The sequence below is a fragment of the Thiomicrorhabdus sp. genome (genome assembly GCF_963662555.1).
Classification (GTDB): Bacteria; Pseudomonadota; Gammaproteobacteria; order Thiomicrospirales; family Thiomicrospiraceae; genus Thiomicrorhabdus.
Map to the genome: position 1 here is coordinate 1,177,296 of NZ_OY759719.1, position 20,923 is coordinate 1,198,218.

Annotated in this window: 21 protein-coding genes; 8 read left to right on the top strand and 13 right to left on the bottom strand. The window is 38.7% G+C overall.

The genetic code is table 11. From position 1 onward, the window contains the following. Positions 1-150: 150 nt before the first annotated feature. The 3 genes from epmA (at position 151) to ACORJQ_RS05055 (ending at position 2,507) form a co-directional block, all read left to right on the top strand. Positions 151-1,140 carry an EF-P lysine aminoacylase EpmA gene (gene epmA / locus ACORJQ_RS05045; RefSeq protein ID WP_321326561.1) on the top strand — a complete coding sequence of 330 codons (990 nt, stop codon included), beginning with the start codon at positions 151-153 and terminating at the stop codon, positions 1,138-1,140. A 258-nt stretch (positions 1,141-1,398) separates the two neighbouring features. Further along, complete coding sequence (locus tag ACORJQ_RS05050) at positions 1,399-2,037, top strand: glutathione S-transferase N-terminal domain-containing protein (RefSeq protein ID WP_321326563.1); 639 nt, start codon at positions 1,399-1,401, stop codon at positions 2,035-2,037. An 11-nt stretch (positions 2,038-2,048) separates the two neighbouring features. Further along, positions 2,049-2,507 (top strand): ClpXP protease specificity-enhancing factor, encoded by a 459-nt coding sequence (locus ACORJQ_RS05055; RefSeq protein WP_321326564.1) that lies wholly within the window; start codon positions 2,049-2,051, stop codon positions 2,505-2,507. Between the two features lie 12 nt (positions 2,508-2,519). Here the strand turns inward: ACORJQ_RS05055 and mvaD are convergent, their stop codons facing one another. From mvaD to ACORJQ_RS05085, 6 genes are all read right to left on the bottom strand, one after another. Further along, entirely contained in the window at positions 2,520-3,572 is a 1,053-nt protein-coding gene (gene mvaD, locus ACORJQ_RS05060) for a diphosphomevalonate decarboxylase (RefSeq protein ID WP_321326565.1), read from the bottom strand. Positions 3,573-3,661: 89 nt separating this feature from the next. Further along, positions 3,662-4,666: a mevalonate kinase family protein gene (locus tag ACORJQ_RS05065; protein WP_321326567.1), complete on the bottom strand. Its 1,005-nt coding sequence runs from the start codon at positions 4,664-4,666 to the stop codon at positions 3,662-3,664. Continuing rightward, positions 4,651-5,691 carry a mevalonate kinase family protein gene (locus ACORJQ_RS05070; RefSeq protein ID WP_321326568.1) on the bottom strand — a complete coding sequence of 347 codons (1,041 nt, stop codon included), beginning with the start codon at positions 5,689-5,691 and terminating at the stop codon, positions 4,651-4,653. Before ACORJQ_RS05070 ends, ACORJQ_RS05065 begins: the two co-directional genes overlap by 16 nt. 30 nt (positions 5,692-5,721) lie before the next feature. Beyond that, positions 5,722-6,888, bottom strand: a complete 1,167-nt coding sequence (locus tag ACORJQ_RS05075) for a hydroxymethylglutaryl-CoA synthase (RefSeq protein ID WP_321326569.1) — start codon at positions 6,886-6,888, stop codon at positions 5,722-5,724. A 128-nt stretch (positions 6,889-7,016) separates the two neighbouring features. Continuing rightward, positions 7,017-8,072, bottom strand: a complete 1,056-nt coding sequence (fni, locus tag ACORJQ_RS05080; RefSeq protein ID WP_321326570.1) for a type 2 isopentenyl-diphosphate Delta-isomerase — start codon at positions 8,070-8,072, stop codon at positions 7,017-7,019. Then, positions 8,065-9,129, bottom strand: a complete 1,065-nt coding sequence (locus tag ACORJQ_RS05085) for a hydroxymethylglutaryl-coenzyme A reductase family protein (RefSeq protein WP_321326571.1) — start codon at positions 9,127-9,129, stop codon at positions 8,065-8,067. Before ACORJQ_RS05085 ends, fni begins: the two co-directional genes overlap by 8 nt. Positions 9,130-9,291: 162 nt before the next feature. Here ACORJQ_RS05085 and ACORJQ_RS05090 point away from each other — a divergent pair, with 162 nt between their 5' ends. Continuing rightward, the gene (locus ACORJQ_RS05090) at positions 9,292-9,570 is read left to right on the top strand and encodes a peptidylprolyl isomerase (RefSeq protein WP_321326572.1); all 279 of its coding nucleotides are present in this window, start codon (positions 9,292-9,294) and stop codon (positions 9,568-9,570) included. 156 nt (positions 9,571-9,726) lie between these two features. Here ACORJQ_RS05090 and ACORJQ_RS05095 read toward each other — a convergent pair whose 3' ends face one another. Then, positions 9,727-10,068, bottom strand: a complete 342-nt coding sequence (locus tag ACORJQ_RS05095; protein WP_321326574.1) for a DUF3392 family protein — start codon at positions 10,066-10,068, stop codon at positions 9,727-9,729. 156 nt (positions 10,069-10,224) lie between these two features. Then, positions 10,225-10,869, bottom strand: a complete 645-nt coding sequence (locus tag ACORJQ_RS05100) for a lipid-binding SYLF domain-containing protein (protein WP_321326576.1) — start codon at positions 10,867-10,869, stop codon at positions 10,225-10,227. A 296-nt stretch (positions 10,870-11,165) separates the two neighbouring features. Here ACORJQ_RS05100 and ACORJQ_RS05105 point away from each other — a divergent pair, with 296 nt between their 5' ends. The 3 genes from ACORJQ_RS05105 to ggt all read left to right on the top strand — a co-directional run bounded on the left by ACORJQ_RS05105 (position 11,166) and on the right by ggt (position 15,680). After that, positions 11,166-11,762 (top strand): LemA family protein, encoded by a 597-nt coding sequence (locus ACORJQ_RS05105; protein ID WP_321326577.1) that lies wholly within the window; start codon positions 11,166-11,168, stop codon positions 11,760-11,762. A 74-nt stretch (positions 11,763-11,836) separates the two neighbouring features. Further along, entirely contained in the window at positions 11,837-13,825 is a 1,989-nt protein-coding gene (locus ACORJQ_RS05110; RefSeq protein ID WP_321326578.1) for a M48 family metallopeptidase, read from the top strand. Between the two features lie 43 nt (positions 13,826-13,868). Further along, positions 13,869-15,680 carry a gamma-glutamyltransferase gene (gene ggt, locus ACORJQ_RS05115; RefSeq protein ID WP_321326580.1) on the top strand — a complete coding sequence of 604 codons (1,812 nt, stop codon included), beginning with the start codon at positions 13,869-13,871 and terminating at the stop codon, positions 15,678-15,680. Between the two features lie 101 nt (positions 15,681-15,781). Here the strand turns inward: ggt and ACORJQ_RS05120 are convergent, their stop codons facing one another. From ACORJQ_RS05120 to ACORJQ_RS05140, 5 genes are all read right to left on the bottom strand, one after another. Next, the gene (locus ACORJQ_RS05120) at positions 15,782-16,009 is read right to left on the bottom strand and encodes a hypothetical protein (protein ID WP_321326582.1); all 228 of its coding nucleotides are present in this window, start codon (positions 16,007-16,009) and stop codon (positions 15,782-15,784) included. Positions 16,010-16,226: 217 nt separating this feature from the next. Next, positions 16,227-16,862 (bottom strand): trimeric intracellular cation channel family protein, encoded by a 636-nt coding sequence (locus ACORJQ_RS05125; RefSeq protein ID WP_321326584.1) that lies wholly within the window; start codon positions 16,860-16,862, stop codon positions 16,227-16,229. A 75-nt stretch (positions 16,863-16,937) separates the two neighbouring features. Further along, entirely contained in the window at positions 16,938-17,819 is an 882-nt protein-coding gene (locus ACORJQ_RS05130) for a 3'-5' exonuclease (protein ID WP_321326585.1), read from the bottom strand. 79 nt (positions 17,820-17,898) lie between these two features. Then, the gene (locus ACORJQ_RS05135; protein WP_321326586.1) at positions 17,899-18,336 is read right to left on the bottom strand and encodes an HIRAN domain-containing protein; all 438 of its coding nucleotides are present in this window, start codon (positions 18,334-18,336) and stop codon (positions 17,899-17,901) included. Next, positions 18,336-19,325, bottom strand: a complete 990-nt coding sequence (locus ACORJQ_RS05140) for an RluA family pseudouridine synthase (RefSeq protein ID WP_321326587.1) — start codon at positions 19,323-19,325, stop codon at positions 18,336-18,338. The genes ACORJQ_RS05135 and ACORJQ_RS05140 overlap by 1 nt, the downstream gene beginning before the upstream one ends. Before the next feature lie 281 nt (positions 19,326-19,606). Here ACORJQ_RS05140 and ACORJQ_RS05145 point away from each other — a divergent pair, with 281 nt between their 5' ends. Continuing rightward, positions 19,607-20,821, top strand: coding sequence for an EAL and HDOD domain-containing protein (locus ACORJQ_RS05145; protein WP_321326589.1), 1,215 nt, complete (start codon positions 19,607-19,609; stop codon positions 20,819-20,821). Positions 20,822-20,923 lie beyond the last annotated feature (102 nt).

Genomic DNA, 20,923 nt, shown 5'->3' on the forward strand with positions numbered 1-20,923 from the left:
TAGTAAGGACATTCGGCTCGGGCATCCTGCTTTGCTCTACCGACTACATCCATGTAGTCGTCCGCTACGGCTTCTCGCACGACGCGAAACTGAACAAAAATCACCTTTTTCAGCAATTTATTTAAAAGCTCTAATTCTAAATAAGGTTTTATGTTGAATAGACGCGACACTCTACAAAAACGCTCTAACTTGTTGCAACAGGTTAGGGCGTTTTTTTATGCCCGCTCAGTGCTAGAGGTAGATACCCCTATGCTCTCTCAAGCGGCAACGCCTGATGTTCATTTGGCATCTTTAAGCTCTCAACTGCAAGTGCCTGGTTATAAAGAACCAAAGACTTATTATTTGCACACCTCTCCAGAATATCCAATGAAACGGCTGTTGTGTGAAGGCAGTGGCGATATTTTCTATTTAGGTAAGGTGTTTCGTAATGGTGATTTAAGCCCGCGTCATCAAATAGAGTTCAGTATGTTGGAGTGGTATCGCCTTGGTTTTTCAATGTTTCAACTTATTGATGAAGTAATTGAATTGATTCAAATCGCTATGCAATTTCATGCTGATTTGCCATTAGAAGTTGAGACTTTGAGTTATCAACAAGTGTTTGCAAAATATGCTCATATTGAGAATGTATTTAACGCCACCGCTGAAGATTACCAGGCCTGCTTAAAAAAACATAATATTGCAGAAATTGTGGGGGTGGATAATGATGATAAAGATTTGTGGGAGCAATTGGTTTTAACTGAAGTAATTGAACCTCAATTAGGCAATCATCAAGGTAAACCCACTATAAGTGTTATGTACCATTATCCCGCTAAAGATGCCGCTTTAGCCCAAGTTTGTGAAGATAATCCATTGGTTGCTGAACGTTTTGAGGTTTTTGTAAACGGTATGGAATTGGCAAATGGCTATCATGAGTTGGCAGACGCAACTATTTATCGTCAACGTTTTACAGAAGCATTACAGCAAAGACAGACATTGGGCCTACCTGCTGTGCCTTTAGATGAGAACCTATTGCAAACCTTAAACCAACAAACTCTGCCAGATTGTAGTGGGGTGGCTTTGGGTATAGATAGATTATTTGCCTTACAGCAAAACCTCTCTAATCTTCAGCAAGGTATCTGTTTTGGTATTGAAGATGCCTAATTACTCTAAAACCCTGATTATTTATAAATAAATTACAATTTGCCAGGCCTGGTAAAACCTTTAATTGTGCTTAACACTCTGTAATAACGGCTTATTTTAGTGGCTAGAGAGCTTTTGCTAGAGCAAAAGGGCTTGACAGAGGGTGTATAATTATTAATCAACTTAAACAATTTTAAAAAGCCTTAATTAAAACGTTTAGCAAAATGTATTTTGCACGTATTCATTAAGTTATTCGTGTTTTTATTTTAGGAGAGCTCCATGTCCGACATTCCAGTCACTAAACGTTCCGTAATGGTTTTATTTTCTGACTCTAAAAGCCCAAGCTGCCATCGTGTACGCTTAGTTGCTAAAGAGAAAGATATTCCAATGGAGGTGATTGAAGTAGATAAAGACAATCTTCCAGAAGATTTGTTAGAGCTTAATCCGTATGCAACGCTACCTACTTTAGTAGATAGAGATTTAGTGCTTTATGATCCACAAGTCATTATTGAGTATTTAGATGAGCGTTTTCCGCATCCGCCGTTAATGTCTGTTGACCCTATTTCAAAAGCCCGTTCGCGCCAAATGTTGCGTCAAATTGAAACAGAATGGTATCCGTTAATTGATACTATTGCTAACAGTGAAGATGCTGATGCGGTTAAAACGGCTCGTCGTAACTTACTAGAGCGTTTAATTCAGTTAATTCCTGTATTTGATCACATGCCATATTTTATGAGCGAAGATTACTCTTTGGTTGATATCAGTATGTCTGTATTGCTATGGCGTCTACCATCTTTAGGAATTGAACTTCCAAAAGGGGCTAAGGCCATTACGGATTATGCAGATAAAGTGTTAAGCAGAGAGATGTTCCAAGAGAGTTTGTCTGACGATGAAATCGATATGCGAGACGTTTTTTAAGGTTTATGACGATGATTTCGAATCGCCCTTATTTAATTCGTGCTATTTACGATTGGATTGTAGATAACGACTGGACACCGCATTTACAAATTGATGCGAACTATCCTGGTGCCAATGTGCCGCAGGAGTTTGTTCAAGACGGTGTGATCGTGTTAAACGCAAGCCCATCTGCCGTGGTTGGTTTAAGTTTAGATAATGATTTATTTGCCTTTAAAGCTCGTTTTGGCGGGGTGGAGCGTAGTATTTACTTTCCGCCAGAAGCAGTCTTAGCTTGTTTTGCCCGTGAAAATGGTCATGGTATGCCGTTTCCACCAGAGCCTTATCCAGATGGGTATGATGAGCAAGAAGATAAACCAACCTTGAAGTCGGTGGAATCTTCAAAAGATGATAAATCAAAAACCGCTTCAAAAGCAGATTCAAATGCCAAAAAATCAGATAAGAAAAAGCCAAGTTTATCGATTGTTAAATGATTTATTTAACCTCTAATCTTTAAACGGCTCTAAAATCTTAATATCTCCAAAAGCCTGCATAACCGCAGGCTTTTGCGTTTCTAGAAACAGCAATTTTAAATTTGGCCCTGCATCCATCGTAAAATAAACCTCTACGCCTTGTTCACGCAGTTCCCAAACGGTGTGCATCGCCTTAACGGATTCTGGTTGCCAATAAACAATTGGCGGCCAGGTCGCAATCATGGTGGCGTGCATGGTTAAGGCATTATGTTCTGCGGTTTTACCTAACAGGCTAAAGTCGTGATTTTTAATTGCGGTTAATACGGTTTGTACATCCGCATTAGCTTGCTTAGGCCAGGCCTGGTAAAGTTCGCAGGTTTCTACCGTATTTTGCATGCCTTGAGTTGAGCTAACCGGTTTTTGCTTAATATCTATTTCTAATAGCCCTACACAAAACTCAGGCCATTGAGTTTCAATTTGCTCGGCAAAACTATCTAATCCATCTTGTTGATTACCTTGGTGCCAAATGGCAAAGCCATTAAATACAGAACGACTGGCACTACCACTGCCTAATCGAGCTAATAGTGAGAGTTTTTTGTGTGTTAACTGCCAATCAAATAAATCATCTAAAGCCAAAACCAATGCCGCATAACCCGAAGCAGAAGACGCTAAACCCGCCGCCGTAGGCACACTGTTTTTAGTGACTACGTTAAAAGTGGTGTTTGGAGTTACTCTAAAGTGATTTAAAAATTCACTTACTCGTTTGGCAAAAGGGTGGCTGGATTCTAACGATTCTCCATTAAGTGAAACTTGGTCAGGTTCGTTTGATTCTGTTATTAGGCTAATTTGAGTTGAAGTTCCCAAACTCGGTAAGCTAATCGAAACACTACTATTGGTAGGTAGGTTTAATACGGTATCACGTTTACCCCAATATTTGCTCAACGCAATATTCACTGGGGCTGAACCATCGCCACTGGCCTTTTTAGCCTGTAAAGCATTATGAGATGACGTATGGCCAATAACTTGGTGAACAAAGGTTTGCTGTTGCTTTTGCTTGCTTGTTAAAGGCGTTTGGCTCTTTGACATAACATGGTCCTAAATATTGAATATATTGGTTTTTAACCATTAATGAATTGTTTTGTTATCTATTTTTATCTGATTTTAACTTGCTTTTACTACGCCTGGTAATTTGAATCACAGAGCGTAAAAGCCCCTTTTTCGCAAATATTAACGCTAATCTGTTGATAGTTGTTTAGTCTGTTAGAGGTTTCAGTAGAACAGTTATCTAAAACACCAATCGCTAATACACAGTCGCCAAGGCCAGAACCAGAGATTTTAGCCGCATCAATTGAAGGGCAGCTTGTTAGTAAATCAATAATGGTTTGTAGGGTGGAGTCGTTAACACCAAGCTCAGTCATGAGTTGTTGGTATTTTTTACAGGCCTGGTAAAAGTCACTGAAGGTATTGTTTTGTAAAGCTTCAAATCCTGTTCGGGTCGTTTTAGCCATAGCACGATAAAGCATGCTTAACTCAGCAGGTTTGTTTTGCCAGGCCTCAGCGACTTGCTGCAATACCACGGCAGTAGGGGTTTTGTAGCCACAGTAAAATAGTTGGATTGGTAGTTCAACCGTTATTTTTTTAATAACAGGGTGTTTGTGGGTTTCATTTTTGGGTTGAAAATAGATAGCACCGCCCGATAAACTGGCGGCTAAATCTGTGCCTGAACCACGACCTTGAATATCAATAATGATTTTATGACCTATTGTAAACAGAGCAATAAGTTCATGTTTGGTTTGGCAAATGGTATTTAAACCAGAGAGCATGGCCGCAAGCACTGCAGCAGAACTACCAAGACCAATCGTGGAGGAGAACTCACTCTCAATATGAATATCTAAACCATGTGGCAGTTGGTATTGAAATGCCTGCAATGCGGCAACAGCAAAATTAAGTTTTGGATGAAGAGAAATGGCATCTATTTGAGTATGATGTTGGCCCAAAGCAGAGTAAATATTAAGGGCGTTATCAGCTCTGGCATGCCATGTAATCTTTACAAACTGATTTACTGCACAAGCTAGGGCAGGGTGTCCATAAACTACGCTGTGCTCGCCCAAAATCATAGTGTTGGCTGGTGCTTGACTGTGCCAGCTAGGTAACGAATCCGGTTTTACAGCTGGCGGCATTGTACCCCCTGGTTATCAATACTGATGCGTTGCCATTGGTAACCAAATTGTTCACATAACGCTTTAGGCTCTTTTTTAGAAAAACAGATTAAAACTCCAGCATTGTCACCTTTTACACTGCCTGCACCACATACCTTTGTGATGCCGTTTAAATCGGTTTTAACCTGTTCTATAAAAGTTTGTACTCGTTTGGGTACAACGCCAATATGTTCAAGTAACATCTCATTTTGTTCAATGTATTGATAGAGGTTGGCACTATTTTGCTCTGACCAGGCCTGGATAATATTTTGGGTAATTCCTGCAAACTGTTGCCATAAAGTTACGTCTGTGGCGAATTGCTTTTTTACGGCATCAACCGCTTGTCCAGTGGTGCTGACAGGGCAGCCGGTATCAATTAACCAGGCTTTAAAGTCTTGAGTGTTTAGTTTTTGGGTGGTTTTATTTTGGTTAAATTCCAAAAGCCCGCCATATAACATAGTGGCGGGATCAATACCGCTTGATTGTCCATGTTGTCTAGCTTCAATTTTACGGGCTAAAGCCAATAAAATCTCACGATTTGGTTCTAAGTTATGGTGAGTAAATAGGCTGGTTAAAATAGATAAAATAACCGCGGCAGAACTACCTAGGCCTTTTCCAATTGGTACTTCAGAATAGATTTTGAAGTGCCAGTTACCTTTTTTCATAGTATGAAAATGATCAAAGTGATGTAGTACATTCACCACTAAATCAATAGGTTGAACAATAACACTTTGAATGGCAGTGCTGCCGTTGCTGAAAAGGGTGTAGCGAGTCTCTATGTTGGTGGCAAGGTTTTGCCAAACCATTAAGGGAAAGCTATGTTTTTGTTGGTAATCAACCAATTCAATGGTGGCACTGCTGGTACTGCTTTGTTCAAACTGACATTCGCAGTGAGTATAAAGTTTAATCGCCATGCTCAGAGCTGAGCTGTTATAAATAACTGCATGCTCCCCTGAAAGGATGATTTTGGCAGGAACGGAACAGAGAGTTTGCATGGCGGAGTGCATATTTTGAGTACCTACATACCTACATATTTGTTATGTAGTTTTTTGATAGTAGCGTTTATGTTCTTCAATACCTGCTAAACGATACGGCCCTTTGTTGGTCACTGGGTAAACGATGTTTTCAATGCTGTTATCAACATTATGATAAAAATCGAGATATTGTTGATACGTTAAAGGTAGACGTTCATCAATTTGTTTTTTATGACTTGCTGTCATTAAAACAGATTTATATCCGGCTTGCATAATTCCAGTAAAGAATTCAGCAACGCAACCAGAACCATAACTAAAAAAACTAACGCGCTTGCCTTCAATATTCTCTTTTACATTATCCAGTAAAGAGATAAAGCCTACAAATAAAGAGGCACTATAGCTATTACCCACAATGCGGTTATATAGCTGACTTGGTAGGGTTTGCGAATCTTGCTGTGCTTGGGTTAAGGTAGCCCCCACTTTTTTAATTAGGGTTTTGTGAGCTTTATCAGCCATTTTTGTAAATGGAATGTGATAACAGAAGTAATCGATATCTTCAAACTTGCGTTCAGTTAGCTCGGTAAAGTGTTCCCAAGCGTGCTTAAGACTGTTTAAATAGACTTTTGTTGAGTATTTTCCATCCACTAAAGCGGTTGTGCGATGGTTAGGTCGCCAAAAATCCATTACATCATCCGTGTAATAACCTGAACCAGGTTCAATTGCAATGATACGCGGTGATTCTGTAACTAACATAGCAACAGCACCACAACCTTGAGTGGCTTCACCAGAGGTATCCACATCATATTTTGCAATATCCGCAGCAATCACAAGAATTTTCTCTTTCGGATTTACACGCACCATATTTGTGGCCATTTGAAGAGCTGCCGCACCTGCATAACAAGCATGTTTTAATTCAATTACGCGACAACGGTTTGATAAACCTAATAACCCGTGTAAAAACGCACCTGCTGACTTTGATTGGTCAACACCGGTTTCAGTAGCGAATAAGACAGCACTGACTTCGTTGCTATTAATTTGGTCTAATATTGGAGCAGCTGCTTTTGCTGCTAAACTTACCACATCCTCATCTGGAGGAGCTATGGACATTTTTTCTTGACCAATACCAATGGTAAATTTATTTACATCAGTCTGTTTCTCTGCGGCAAAGGTATCTAAGCCTAGGAAATAGTCTGCTGTTGCAAAATGGATTAAATCAATGCCTACTTTCATAATCTAAAGTGGATTCGTTCTTTTCTTAATTACACTACTTGAGCATCGTTGCTTAAAAACGTGAAAGTCCGCCAAGCATTGAGGCAAGTACATAAATAATTGGGTTGTTATTTACTCTGAATACAAACCTAAAAAGGTAAGATCAAAGCAGTATTTAAATGTAAGGCATCGCAATTTTTGATGCCGAGCAAGAATTGAGCTGTTTTGAACTCTTGCTGAAATTGTTCTATTTTGGCGACAACTTTTTCTGTTGAATGTTGGGCAGGCTCTAACAATGGAGCGGCTACACCACACAAACGACCGCCCATTATAACAGCTTTTATCATATCCATTCCGCTTCGTATGCCGCCGCTGGCAATAAAATACGCATTTTCTTGATAAGGTTGAGCTAATTTAAGGCTTTCGTATGTGGTAAGACCCCAATCTTGGAAGATGATGCCTAAATCATTTTCAGATCGGTGGGCCTCAATTCTACTCCATGAAGTACCGCCTCTTCCAGCCAAGTCAAAGTGGCTAATACCTGCAGACAGCCCTAATTCAATATCTTGTGGAGACAATCCACAACCTACTTCTTTAAGAATAATGGGCACTTCAATATTTTCAGCCAGAGCATGAATCTTATTGGCCAGATTTGCAAAATCGGTATCACCCTCAGGCTGAACCACTTCTTGCAATGGATTAAGGTGTAGATATAAGGCATCGGCTTCTAAGACATCAATCGCTCTGCGAGCTTCATCTAAACCAAACCCATAATTAAGCTGTACCGCACCCATATTGGCAATAAGAGGCACATTGGGGGCGTATTGTCTAATCGCAAAACTTTGTTTGGCGGCTTCATCAATAATCATCGCTCTTTGGGAGCCTACTGCCATCGGTACATTAAGAGCTTCAGCTGCTTCAGCTAAATGGATGTTAATATCACCTAAATTGTTGGCGGCTCCACCAGTCATTGAAGCAATTAAAAATGGAAAGCTAATAGTTTTGTCTAAAAATGTGGTTGTGGTGTCAATGCTTGCAAAGTCACATTCTGGTAGAGCGCGATGCATTAATCGAACTTGGTCAAAACCTTGGCCGTAAACTCCATTACGACGTTCTACTTGCGGGTCATTTAATACCGCATCAATATGATCTTGTTTACGGCTGGTGACTTGTTCTGCAAAACTCAATGAACTCTTTTTAGTCATTTTGAGCTCGTTCTAACTTTATGTGAGCTTCCATCAGTTCACCAGGATTTGTTTGTGCGGCAAGCAACGATAACTCGCCACAAAAAGCGGTAGCACCTGCAATACAAGCTAGGCGGCGAGCATTTTCACCAGGTTGAGCATTGTTATTAGCACAGCCTAGTAAAGTTAAGTTTTCTAAAACAAAGTCTAAACCTTTGCCATTGCCCACTGTTCCCACAATTAAGTTGGGTAGGGTGGTTGAAAAGTATAGGTCACCTTCCGGAGTGACTTCTGCATGGTTAATCGCTTGAGATCCCTCAACGATATTGGCGGCATCTTGCCCTGTTGCTAAATAAAACCCTAACAACATGTTGGCAACGTGAGCGTTGGCTGAACGTAATCCGCCTGAGACGATACTGCCAATCAAGTCTTTCTTAATATGTAGATCAACCAATGCTTCTGGTGTGGTTTTTAAAAAACGTTTACAAAATTTTCTTGGAATCGTGGTTTCACAAACCACATATTTACCTCGGCCTAAAATACCGTTAACCGCTGAAACTTTTTTGTCTGTGCAGTAGTTTGCTGAGATAGAGACATAGCTCAAATCGGTGTATTGTTCTAATAACCACGGTAGTAACTTATCTGCAGCGTTAGTCACCATATTGTGACCTGATGCATCACCTGTTTTAAACTCTAAACGTAAGTAAATTAAATTGCCCACAACTTGATAATGGGTATCAATCAATTTAGCAAAACGACTACTTTGCGAGACAACTTCTTGCAAATCACCATGGCGTGCTTGAATTTGTTTTAAACGTAAAGCGGCAACTCCTGCATTTGGAGCTTGTAGCAATACTGAGCGAGTCATTCTTTCATCAATCACCGTTACCCTAATGCCACCAGAGTGAGCAGCAACACGAGCTCCACGAGCTACGGAAGGCCAAAGAGGGGTTTCATAGGTTGCCATTGGTACCATTAAATCATCGACTTCTACATCGCCAATAAGTTTAAAAGGTCCTACAGCCTGCATTGGTATAGATGCGAAAGGTTGGGTTGGGTGTTTAGTCTGTGTCGTCATAGTGCAATATTATAAATGAGCAAGAGTGCGTAAGGGCAGGAAAATAGCAAAAACTATTTTAAAAATTCACATTATCAGCCTTGAAAGCTATTAATTTGTCTTTATATTAATTAAAGCAACGTTAATTGACGTTTTATTGATAAGTTTTGAAAAGGAAATACTATGACTTTAGCAACAGCCCGCCACATTTTGGTAGATACAGAAGAGAAATGTAATGAATTGAAAGATCAAATTGCTAATGGGGCAGATTTTGCTGAAGTAGCAAAAGCAAACTCAAATTGTCCATCAGGTTCAAACGGTGGTGATTTAGGTCAGTTTGGTCCTGGTATGATGGTTCCTGAATTTGACAAAGTGGTATTCAGTGCGGATGTGGGTTCAGTTGAAGGGCCAGTAAAAACTCAGTTTGGTTATCATTTATTAGAAGTGACTAGCCGTAGCTAATTAATAGTTGTTGAGTGTTTAAACACTCAACCTATTACAAAAAGCCAATTTACCCTATGCTCACAGTGTATCGCCGGTCACAAGGCATACCAGGCCCCTGGTAAATTGGCTTTTTTATTGTCTAAAATAATGGCTTAAACCATTAATCTATAATGGTTAAATCATGCCTTTCTTTTGTGCCAAATATCCTAAACCATAATAAATAAATACAATAATAAACGGTAAATAGAGTGGGTCAGACTTGGCCAAGAAACCGCTTAAAAATGGTGCGGCTATTGAGGTAAGAAAACTAAAGCCAAACGCACAAAAAGCAACAAACAGGGTGATTCTTAAAAATAATTTTAAAGTACCGATTTGTTGTTTAACAATCTTCATAATGTTATCGCCATAAATCACTAAAAGTGTAGCAACCATAGAGAGAACGATTTGATACAAATATCCTTTCATCCAACCTGAGAGGTGTAAAACCGTGTCATTTAGCCAGCCTAAAATATCCATATTTTGCCTTATAGTATTATTTTTAGTTTATTGATAGGGGGTTGTTTGCTGAACAGTTTACATAAAGTAAACAAAAAAGGTAACCAAAAAAGCCGCCAAATATTAATGTTAAATATTAATATTTGGCGGCTTTTAAAAAGTTAAAGTTAAAGCGAATTAGTTAGGATAAAAATTATATTTTTGGCCACCTATAGTTGCTTCATACATCAAACCACCTTTGGCTAAACTAAATACCGCCATGCCTTTATAGTATTGACCATCGGCCTTAACATGTCTTTCTCCAGCATTAGCAGAGGCAGATGTACCTTTGGTTGAGGCTTCTGCATTGGCACCCGCATTAATAACAATGGCTGAGGCTTGGGCGCCAAATTCAAAGTTTCCGCTAGTAAACTCATCATAAGCACGCTGATCTTGGAAAAAGATAATTTGGCTAAACGCCTGACCACCTAATTGAAAACCAATGGTCGCTTGAGTCATTTCAGCCGTTCCAGCTAAACGACCATGCTCATAAACACGTCCTTTACCATAAGCACCACCTATCACAAAGCCCACTTTACCAATCGTTGGAAAAACGGCATAACCGTATGAGTTATCAAAAAATGCCGCTGACTGCGGAGCTTGATGAAACGCTGCAATGGTTTTATCGTATTCAGCATCATCCACGTCTTGCGTCATTTCAGGCTGAGAATCGCTGAATTCATCGTCGGCATATACGGTTGAACTATAGGCTGAAGCAAATACCGTAAGGCTGGATACTGCCAGGGTTAATATTGCTGCTTTTTTAAATAGAGATGTAATCATTTTTATGTATCCTTGTTTGTTAGAGTGGCTTATAAAATAGCCCATAAACGTATGGATTATGACAAGCTGTAAATTAGTTCCATTTTAATCATAAATGGAGTGAGATGAAAATCTAATTATGAAAATAAGATGAAGATAATGGAAATGTTGACGGCTTTAACTGACTAAACCACAGCGACATCAGTTTATTAATTTTCCCTATAAAACAGTTATTAATATCGGTTATCTTTATCTAATTCCCTTAATCAAAATGTGTAAAATAAAAAATACATAATTAAAAGACCGAGGAGTTTGCTGTGAGTACTGGAATGATGATTTTTTTAGCGATAGTTGTGGTTACGATTCTCTACGTAATCAACATTTATAACCAATTAGTGGCTTTAAAAAATCGATTTGAAAACGCCTTTGCTCAAATTGATGTGCAGTTAAAAAGACGCTATGACCTAATTCCTAACTTAATAGAAGTCGCTAAAAAAGCAATGGCTCATGAAAGAGAGACCTTAGAATCGGTTATTGCGGCTCGTAATGAAGCGGCATCTTTATTAAAAGCAGCGGCTGCTAACCCTGGGGATAGTGGCGTTATGGCTCAGCTCTCTAATGCAGAAGGAGTATTAAGCGGTGCCATGTCACGTTTTAATATGGTGATGGAAGCTTACCCCGATCTAAAAACCAATCAAAATATGATGCAGCTGACTGAAGAGCTAACTACCACCGAGAACAAAGTCTCCTTTGCTCGCCAAGCATTTAATGATTCAGTTATGTCTTATAACACTTATCGTCAAAGTTTTCCGCAAACCCTATTCGCGGCTATGTTTGGTCACCCAGTTGATGCACAAATGCTGGAGTTTGAAGATAAAGAAGTCATTAAACACGCTCCAAAAGTTCAATTTTAATTCACTAAAATTTGCTTGTCGATTTAGTTGCAAATATTCATTAATAGACGTTATTACTCATTAGTGTAAGTCCTATGAACTTTTACTCTGCCCAAGAAAACGCTAGAAAGAAAACTAAATATTTAGTGCTACTTTATATTTTGGTTCTTTTGGTGCTCACCTTTTTAAGTACATTGGTATTAATGTTTGTTGTACCTATGTTTACTGGTGACCCTATTATGCTTAACCATTTTGGGGGCAGCATATTTGATCAACGTAATTTACCTACCTTATTTTGGGTGGGTACTTTCGTGATGGGGGGAGCTTTAATTAGTTCTTTGATTAAAGCTCGTGCGCTTTCAAAAGGCGGTTCTGTTATTGCCGCTTCATTGGGGGGAGTTAAGTTATCGCCCAATAGTAAAGAATTAAATGAGCGTAAAGCGTTAAATGTGGTTGAAGAGATGGCTATCGCTTCTGGAATGCCTGTTCCAGAAGTGTTTGTCTTGCGTAAAGAATCAGCAATTAATGCCTTTGCAGCAGGACAAACGCCACAAGATGCGGTAATTGGTTTAACCCAAGGCTGTATTGATAAATTAACGCGTTCACAATTGCAGGGTGTGGTAGGGCATGAGTTTAGCCATATTTTAAATGGCGATATGCGATTGAATTTACGCATAATCATGCTGCTCTATGGAATTGAATTTATTGCTTTATTAGGGCGTATCTTAACTTCATCAAACCGAAACCGTTCGTCACGAAGGGGGAAAGGCAATGGCGCTATTGTTTTAGCAGGGATTGCTCTGCGGATTATTGGTTGGTTTGGTATCTTATTTGGCAATATGATTCAAGCAGCTGTTAGTCGCCAGCGAGAGTTTTTGGCAGATGCTTCTTCTGTTCAATTTACCCGTGACCCAGACGCCATTGCCAGTGCTTTAAAAGTGATTGGAGGTCTAACCGAGAGTTCCCGTCTAAAAAACACCGATGTGCATGCAGTGTCTCATATGTTTTTTGGTCAAGCGTTTCACACGAGTTTAGCATTTTTGTTTGCCACTCATCCGCCTATAGAGATGCGTATTCAGCGTATTGAACCTAATTGGAATGGTGAATATTTAAAACCCTTACCGCCCCAAGAACCAATGCAAAATGAAAGTGAGGCATCACAAACAGAAAAATCAGCTTCTGGTCTAGAACGTTTGCAAGAGAGTTTACCTCAGCCTTTATCGCAACCTTTGGCTATGTTGATGGCAGCCGGGGTTATGGTTGAACATCTTAATGCACAAGCTCAAGACACACTGAAAACCTTAGTAGAAAAAGCTCAAGATCCAATGGAAGCCATGGCGTTAGTATTGGTTGTTTTAGCGGCAGATGATAAATCTGATCCTGAAGTAAAAACACCGCAAATAGAGTGGCAAAAAATACTTGAAAACAACTCAGCTAAAGGTTTACTGACTCTACTAGAACAACAGCAAAAATTGCTTGAATCTACCAACCTGGTTAATAAGTTGCCTTTGGTTGAGTTGGCTATGCCAGCCTTAAAAACTTTATCTAAATCACAATATCTTGAGTTTAAAACATTGCTACAAAAAGTGATTGATTGGGATGGCCAACAGACTATCTTTGAACAGAGTATATTTCAATTGGTTAGCCGTTATCTTGATGTAAATTTTGGGTTAGTTAAGGCCAATAAAGTACGTTATAAAAAAGCTCAACAGGTTGCTATGGAGCTACAAATTATTTTATCTTCTGTGGTGCATTACGGACATAACGAAGCCTCTAAACATAATCAACAAATTACTATGGATTTAGCCTTTAACAAAGCGATTAAACATTTAGAGTTGTATAACCTTCAACGCATTGATATTGACAATCAACAATCAGGCAAAGAGTTTAATCAAGAACAAGTGTTTGGTTTAGCGGTAGAAAAATTGCTCTATTGTTCAGAGCCATTAAAACAGAAAATTGTAGAGGCTCTTGTATTGTCAATTGAGTATGATGGTCAAATCAATGCAGTAGAAAAAGAGTTAGTACTTGCGATTGCTGCTACCATGAATGCACCGATTCCGCGTTTAAATTTATTGCAATAACATCTTATTAATCTCTTATTAACCTCTTATTTCAAGGAAACCTATGTTGTTTTTTAAGACAAAATTAGCGAATTTTTTATGGCTTTTGTCATTTGTTTTTTTAGTTAATTTTTCAAATTCTTGTATAGCAGCGACAGAAACTCAAGCTGCGGTTGCCATGCCTGATAAATACAGTGCCCAGGTAGCTCAAGACGTTTTGCAACAAGGTGGTAACGCGGTAGATGCTTCGGTAGCAGCGGCTTTTGTTTTGGCCGTAACTTATCCAGAAGCAGGCAATATTGGTGGCGGTGGGTTTATGACATTGTACTCTCCAACACTTAAAGATCATTTTTCAGCAACAAATGGTGGTAAAACAGGATCTAGTCAAGACAGCCAGGCATCTCAACAAAACCTAAGTTCATCAGCCGTACATTTTTTAGATTATCGTGAAAAAGCCCCCAAAGCCGCTACCCAAAATATGTATTTGGATAACAACCAGCAAGTGATTCCTTACCAGTCTTTAGTGGGGTACAAAGCTTCTGGTGTGCCAGGTACAGTAATGGGATTTTGGCAGGCCCATCAACGTTTTGGCTCATTGCCTTGGCAAGCTTTATTACAACCTGCGATCAATCTTGCTCAGCAAGGTTTTGAGGTTTCACCACAGTTAGAGTCACGGGCTAAATGGTTTAAAGATTGGATTTCAGATAAATCACCCGTCGAACTGAATTTTAGTAATTATTTTTCAGGTTTAAAAACTGGACAAATTTTAAAACAACCAGAGCTGGCACAAACTTTAAAACGGATTGCTCAACTTGGAGTAAAAGAGTTTTACAGCGGGCAAACGGCTAAATTATTGGTAAACCAAATGCAGGCCAATGGCGGCTTAATTACCCTGGATGATTTAGCCCATTATCAAGCTAAGTGGCGTCAGCCTGTAATGGGACAATGGAAAAACAGAACCATTATCTCAGCTCCACCACCAAGCTCAGGCGGTATTGCCATTGTGCAACTATTAAAAATGCAGGCACTGCTTGAGCCTAAATTAAATCAAGAAATTCAAAAAGCTAAAAAAGAGGGCATATCAGAATTAGCCGTTAAAACTCACTTTTATGCCGAGCTAGAAAAACGAGTGTATGCAGACAGAGCCCACTATTTGGGAGATTCTGATTTCATTGATGTGCCGGTCAAGCAATTGATTTCTGATGCATATATTAAACAGCGAAGCAAAGACGTGTTGCTAGATGAAATTTCAGAATCCGAAAAGATTAAGCCAGGCAAAATTGAGAGCCCAGAAACCACGCATTTTAATATTGTGGATGCCAATGGTAATGCGGTTTCTAACACCTATACGTTAAATATGCCATTTGGTAGCGGTGTGGTGATAAAAGGAGCTGGGTTTTTAATGAATGATGAAATGGATGACTTTAGTACCAAGCCTGGTGTTGCTAATGTGTTTGGCGTGGTTGGTGGAGCTGCTAATGCCATAGCACCAGAAAAACGTATGCTTTCTTCCATGTCGCCAACGATTGTTTTAAAAGACAACCAAATTGAGATGGTGGTGGGCACACCTGGCGGATCAACCATTATTACTTCAGTGTTTCAAACCATTATTAACGTGGTAACAGAAGGTATGAGTGCACAGCAAGCGGTCGATGCTCCTAGAGTTCATCATCAGTTATTACCTAAAAACCAAATTGCTTATAATCCGGATTTACCAGGCCTGGTAAAAGATGAATTACAAACTATGGGTTATACACTTAAAAAGAATAATTATATGGGTGACGTGCAACTTATTTTAAAAACTCAGCAAGGTTGGCAAGCGGCTTCTGATTATAGAGGTGAGGGTGTTTCAAAGGTGTTTGAGGTAAAGCACTAAGTAAAGCACTAAGTAAAGCACTAAGGGTTAACTTTAGTAACTAGGCTATGTTTTTTAACATATGTTTTTAATATATGCTTTTTTAAATTATGTTTCTAAGGTTAGTCAAATACTGGATGCAATAAAATTTCGGCCTGTGTCATTTCTGAGTTTGAGTGATCACTTGGGTGGATTTCATACTCATGGTAATGACTTTTGGGCCTGTTAATCAATTCTTCGCCTACCTGTTGTAAATAGATCGTTGATGGGTGTTTTGTTTTAAACACTAGCCCATGCTCTCCTTTTACTTTTAATACATATAGCGGCATTAAGGTCTGTAGATTATTCATTGGATAGTGTTACCTCTTGGTTTCATTCAATTACAAAAGCTACCATAAACGTTTAATTGAGATAGTAAGTTGTAGGTGGTTATGGTGGAGTTCGTTTGAAAATGCTATTAACCAGGCTTGGTTAATCAAGAATTAACACGACGTTGCGTCTAAGTAGATATTTTATACAAAATAATTCAATCTAGATATATCATTCACGATATTTCAATCTTATTTTTTAAGACTTAAAGCGAAATGTAGGCAAACTAATATCGTAATATAATGCTAATAAACGGCTAATAAAAATAACGATACCTGTCACGATCGCTGCCACACTCGCATTAATATCAATATAGAGTAAGCCAATAAAAAACAGCGACCCTATCCAAGATACGGTTCCATAAAGTGGGCTTTGAAAAACGATGGGTGAGGTGTTACATAAAATGTCACGAAAAATCCCTCCCATAATACCCGTCATAACTCCCATAAAAGCGGCAACAAACCAAGGTGCACCCAACATAAGAGAGGCTAAGGTTCCTGCCACACTAAAAGTGGCTAAACCTGCGGCATCTGGAATAAGAAAAAATCGTGGATTTATTGTGATGTTTCTGGCCAAAATAAACATCAAAATAGCACTGCTTAAAGAGGCAATAAAAAAGGCTTCATTGACAATCCAAAAAACCTGTTTGCCTAGTAACATATCTCTAAGTGAACCACCGCCTAAACCGGTAGTAATACCAATAATAATCACACCAAACAAATCAAACTGACGGAATCCAGCTTTTAGCACTCCTGATGCAGAAGAGACCACAACAGCAAAAAGCGTAATCCAAAATAGACTATTTAAAAGCTCAGGGGTTGGGTTTAATGTCATATACAGGCCTGGTAAAAATTATTGTATTAAGTCAATCTTCTATTATTTGCGAGTATTGCGAGCGTTGTTGTTACGTTAACGTGCTCTAATTGAAAAGCTGTCAGTCGCTTTGAGTTTAATCACATTTGGATTTGGCGTTTGATGCTCAATTAACCACGCTAACTCGTCTTGTAGCTTAGAGTCATCAAGCACTTTTTGCCAAACGCGTTCACCCACATTCCAACGGTAGCCACGAGAGCGTAAATCATCTTTAATATCAAATGGAGCTCCCGTTGCTTTAACTAATGATTTACTTTGACGTACAGCCTCTAATAAAAAGCTAAAAGCGGGTACTTTATTTTCAGAGATAGGGCATGAAAGTAATTGTGTTAAGGCCTGAACATCATCCAAAGCTCGGTGAGCACCATAGAAAAATTGGCCTACTTTCCAACATAAAAATTCTTGGCTTCTTGATCCCACATGAGCTTGTTTTAGCCAATCAATTTGGGCAACAGAACAGCCCCAGATTTTATTAATAAAAATATCGCTATAACGTTCAACTACCGGGCGGTCAAAGCCAGCATTGTGTGCAACGCAAAGCTGTACTTGGCTTATTTCTGCTTCAACTTCTTGCCAAGGTATTTTATGGCCTTTTACATCGTCCATGGTTAAACCAGTTACTTGCGTGACTTCTGCGGTGATTTCTCCATCAGGTTCATTTAAATAGTTTTTGGCACTCAGCACTTTATAAAAGTTGCCGTGCGAATCAAATTCAATAATTTGGTAACCCAGCTCAATAATCTCGCACACATCAGTATCTAGGCCAGTAGTTTCTGTATCAATAATACAAACTTTGTGGGTTGACTCAGCCGTGGGTGGGTTAAATTCCGTTTTAGCGATTAATTTATTAAGAACTTGAAAGTCTTCTGATTGGTTGAGTTGTTCAGCACAGTTTTGTAGTGTTTGCATATCAGTCATAGGGTCGTCTTTAATAGTGTCGTCTTTAAATGATGTTTTCTTGAATTGCGTTTGATTGTATCAATAATTTACGGTTGCGTTATAGCTGTTTAAAGTGATTAGCAAGCCAGTGATTTCTCGCTCTTTTTAATGCATACCATTTTGAGATGATTTTACTTTGAATAAGTAGCCTAAAATAAGGTAACCATGCCTGGTCAATGGTGATTTGACAATCAATCTCTATGTGTTTGCCTTGTTGAGCAATGTGCACAATGTATATATTCGTCACTAAGTGATTAGAGAGCAAGCCACTTATTTTTTTAGAGAGGCTTTTGGGGACATAACCCAGTAATAAACCCAACGCTTCAGGTTGATTACTTGAGGGTAACCAGATTTGAATCGCATTCATGTCATGAATGTTGTCAGGCTCTAATTTGAATGTAAGTTCTGTGTTTGTTGAGATTAAGTCATCTTGCATCGCAAAAAAAGCACTGTAATAAAAAGTACCTTTAATAGGAAGTTGAATGGCTCTTTTCATTACCAGGCCTGGTTAATTGAGGGTGAGTAAATCAAGTTGAGCAGATCAAGTTGAGATTCCTCAAGTTTAAAATGCCGAGGTTCACCGGTTATTGGGCATTTAAAATGAAGTTTGAAAGCAGTGAGTTGGAGGTCTGGCCTGCTTTTAAGTTGTTGGTCTTTAGTTTCATCACCATAAAGCCGATCACCAATAATCGGAAATCCTGTCTCTGATAGATGACGACGAATTTGATGTTTACGCCCGGTTTCAATGTCTATTTGAACTCGGGAACAGTCTTGCAATTTATCGTACTGTAATCTTAAAACATGACTTACTGCATGTTTCCCATCAATCTCAATGTTGATGGTTTGAGTATTCTCTGGGTAACAACCCCAAACATTGGCTTGATAGCTTTTATGAACTTGGTCAGTTTCAAAAAGATGACTCAACTTGGCAGCCATTTTTTTAGTGTGTGCCAGTAGCATCAAACCTTGGGTTGCTCTGTCTAAACGATGTACTATCCAGGCCTGGCGAATTTGCTTTTGGCCGTTATTTTCAGGTTGGTAATTTTGTTCAACCCAACGATATAAGGCGGTATGATCAGCCCATTTAGAACCTTGTGATAACATTCCTCTGGGTTTTAACCACACAGAATATTCAATGAAATCTGCAATTAAGATAGGTGTTGCTGGTGTTTCATTGAGTAAGTCAGGGTAATAGTAAAACTCAATTACCTGGCCTGGTAAAATCATTTTTTTTAAACGGCGTAAACGTTCTGGTTTGCTATTAGGTTGACGTTGAATCCAAACCGCACCTTGCTGTGCATACTGTTTAAGCTGCTGTTTTGCCAGGCCAGTTTTTTCTGCCAGTAAATCCAAAGCAGTCTGTTCTAGAGCACATTGAATTGAAAAGTGCTGCTTCGCATCTGGATTAACATCTGGATTAACATCTGGATTAACATCTGGATTGGTGTCTAGATTAAGGTTTGGTTTTTGATTTGTCATCGGCATAGTATAAATGAGACCTCAACACCAATAAAAATGATTTTGCTAGCTATGTTGTTGATTTTAAAGATTGAGCATTAAATTATCAGTAAATCATTAGTATTTTTTAGAATTGTCTCTTTTCCTTTTTCAGAATCTTCCTATAATGATGGGTAATTAAGTCATTTAATTTAGACGGCCCAAAAAGCGATTTGAAAGCTAAAAGAGCGATAAAGCAGAATCATATACCGCATTAATATGAATGTGACAGATGAATTTGATAAGTCGTTTTAACAAGGAAATACTCAATGCAAGCACAACTTTTCTTAAATAAACAACCTGTACTAGATTCTAAACAAGCGTTATACGGATATCATTTATCTTTAGAACTGGTGAACGATGTTGATCCATCAACGGTTGAATGGGAAAAAGTTATGAAAGCGTTTTGTAAAGATATTGCTGAACAAGATGGCATGACGGCTTTGACGTCTAATAAACCGATATTTTATAGAGCTCCAGTTGAAGTGCTCTCATTAGACTTGCTACCAAAAATTGGTGATTTTTCAAAACTAACCGTAGAAGTCGGTTTATCTGTTTTACATAATAAAACCGTTTTAGAGGCTTTAAAAGAGCTTATAAAATCGGGTGCCAAGGTTGCTATATTGGGTTATGAAGATAGTGATGACTTTAAAAAACTATTAACCATTGCTAAAACAGTTAAGTTAGATGCTAAGAATTTTACTGCTGAAGAAGTAAAAAAGATTATTAGTGCACTGAAACTTCAACAAATTAAAACCGTTATTACTGGTTTAGAAACAGAAGAAGAGTTTGTAGACTATGCCAATACTGATGCTGATCTTTATCAAGGATATTTCTTCACTAACCCTATCATTTCCGGTCAAAAAGAGCTGTCAGGCAGTAGACTAGCCATGCTCAAATTATTAGCCGAAGTGAATGACTCAGAAATTGAATTCAATAAAATTGTACAAACGATAGGTTCTGATGTTGGCTTAACTCATAAGCTATTAAGTGCCATTAATCACCCAAGTAATCATATTCCTCAGGTGGTTGAAACCTTAAAAGATGCTGTGAACTTTATGGGTTTAAAACGTCTTAAATTTTGGGTAAATATGATGGTCATGTCAGATGTAAATGATGTGCCAAAAGAGTTATTAACTACAGCATTAGTCAGAGCTAAATTTATGGAAGTTTTGGCAGCCAAACAAGGTCGAGATGCTGACAAAGATCGTTATTTTATGACGGGTATGTTTTCAACACTTAATGCTTTCTTAAAAACCTCTATGGCTGATATTGTTGAACAACTGCCTTTATCAAAAGAAGTAAAGAGCGCTTTAGTTGACCACTCTGGCGACATGGGGAGAGCGTTGTTTGTTATATGTTCTTTAGAACAAGGTAACGACGAGATGGACGACAGAAATATTGATATTATGATGGTCTCTTCAGCATACATGAATGCCAACTCTTGGGCTTATAAAACCATGGCAGGCCTTGAAGCAGCTTAATGTGCAAATTGTGGGTTAATTTCAAAAACGCTCTGATTACTTTCAGGGCGTTTTTTGTTTTAAAGGTCTCTAAATAAAAGTATAAGTAACAGGCAAAACCTA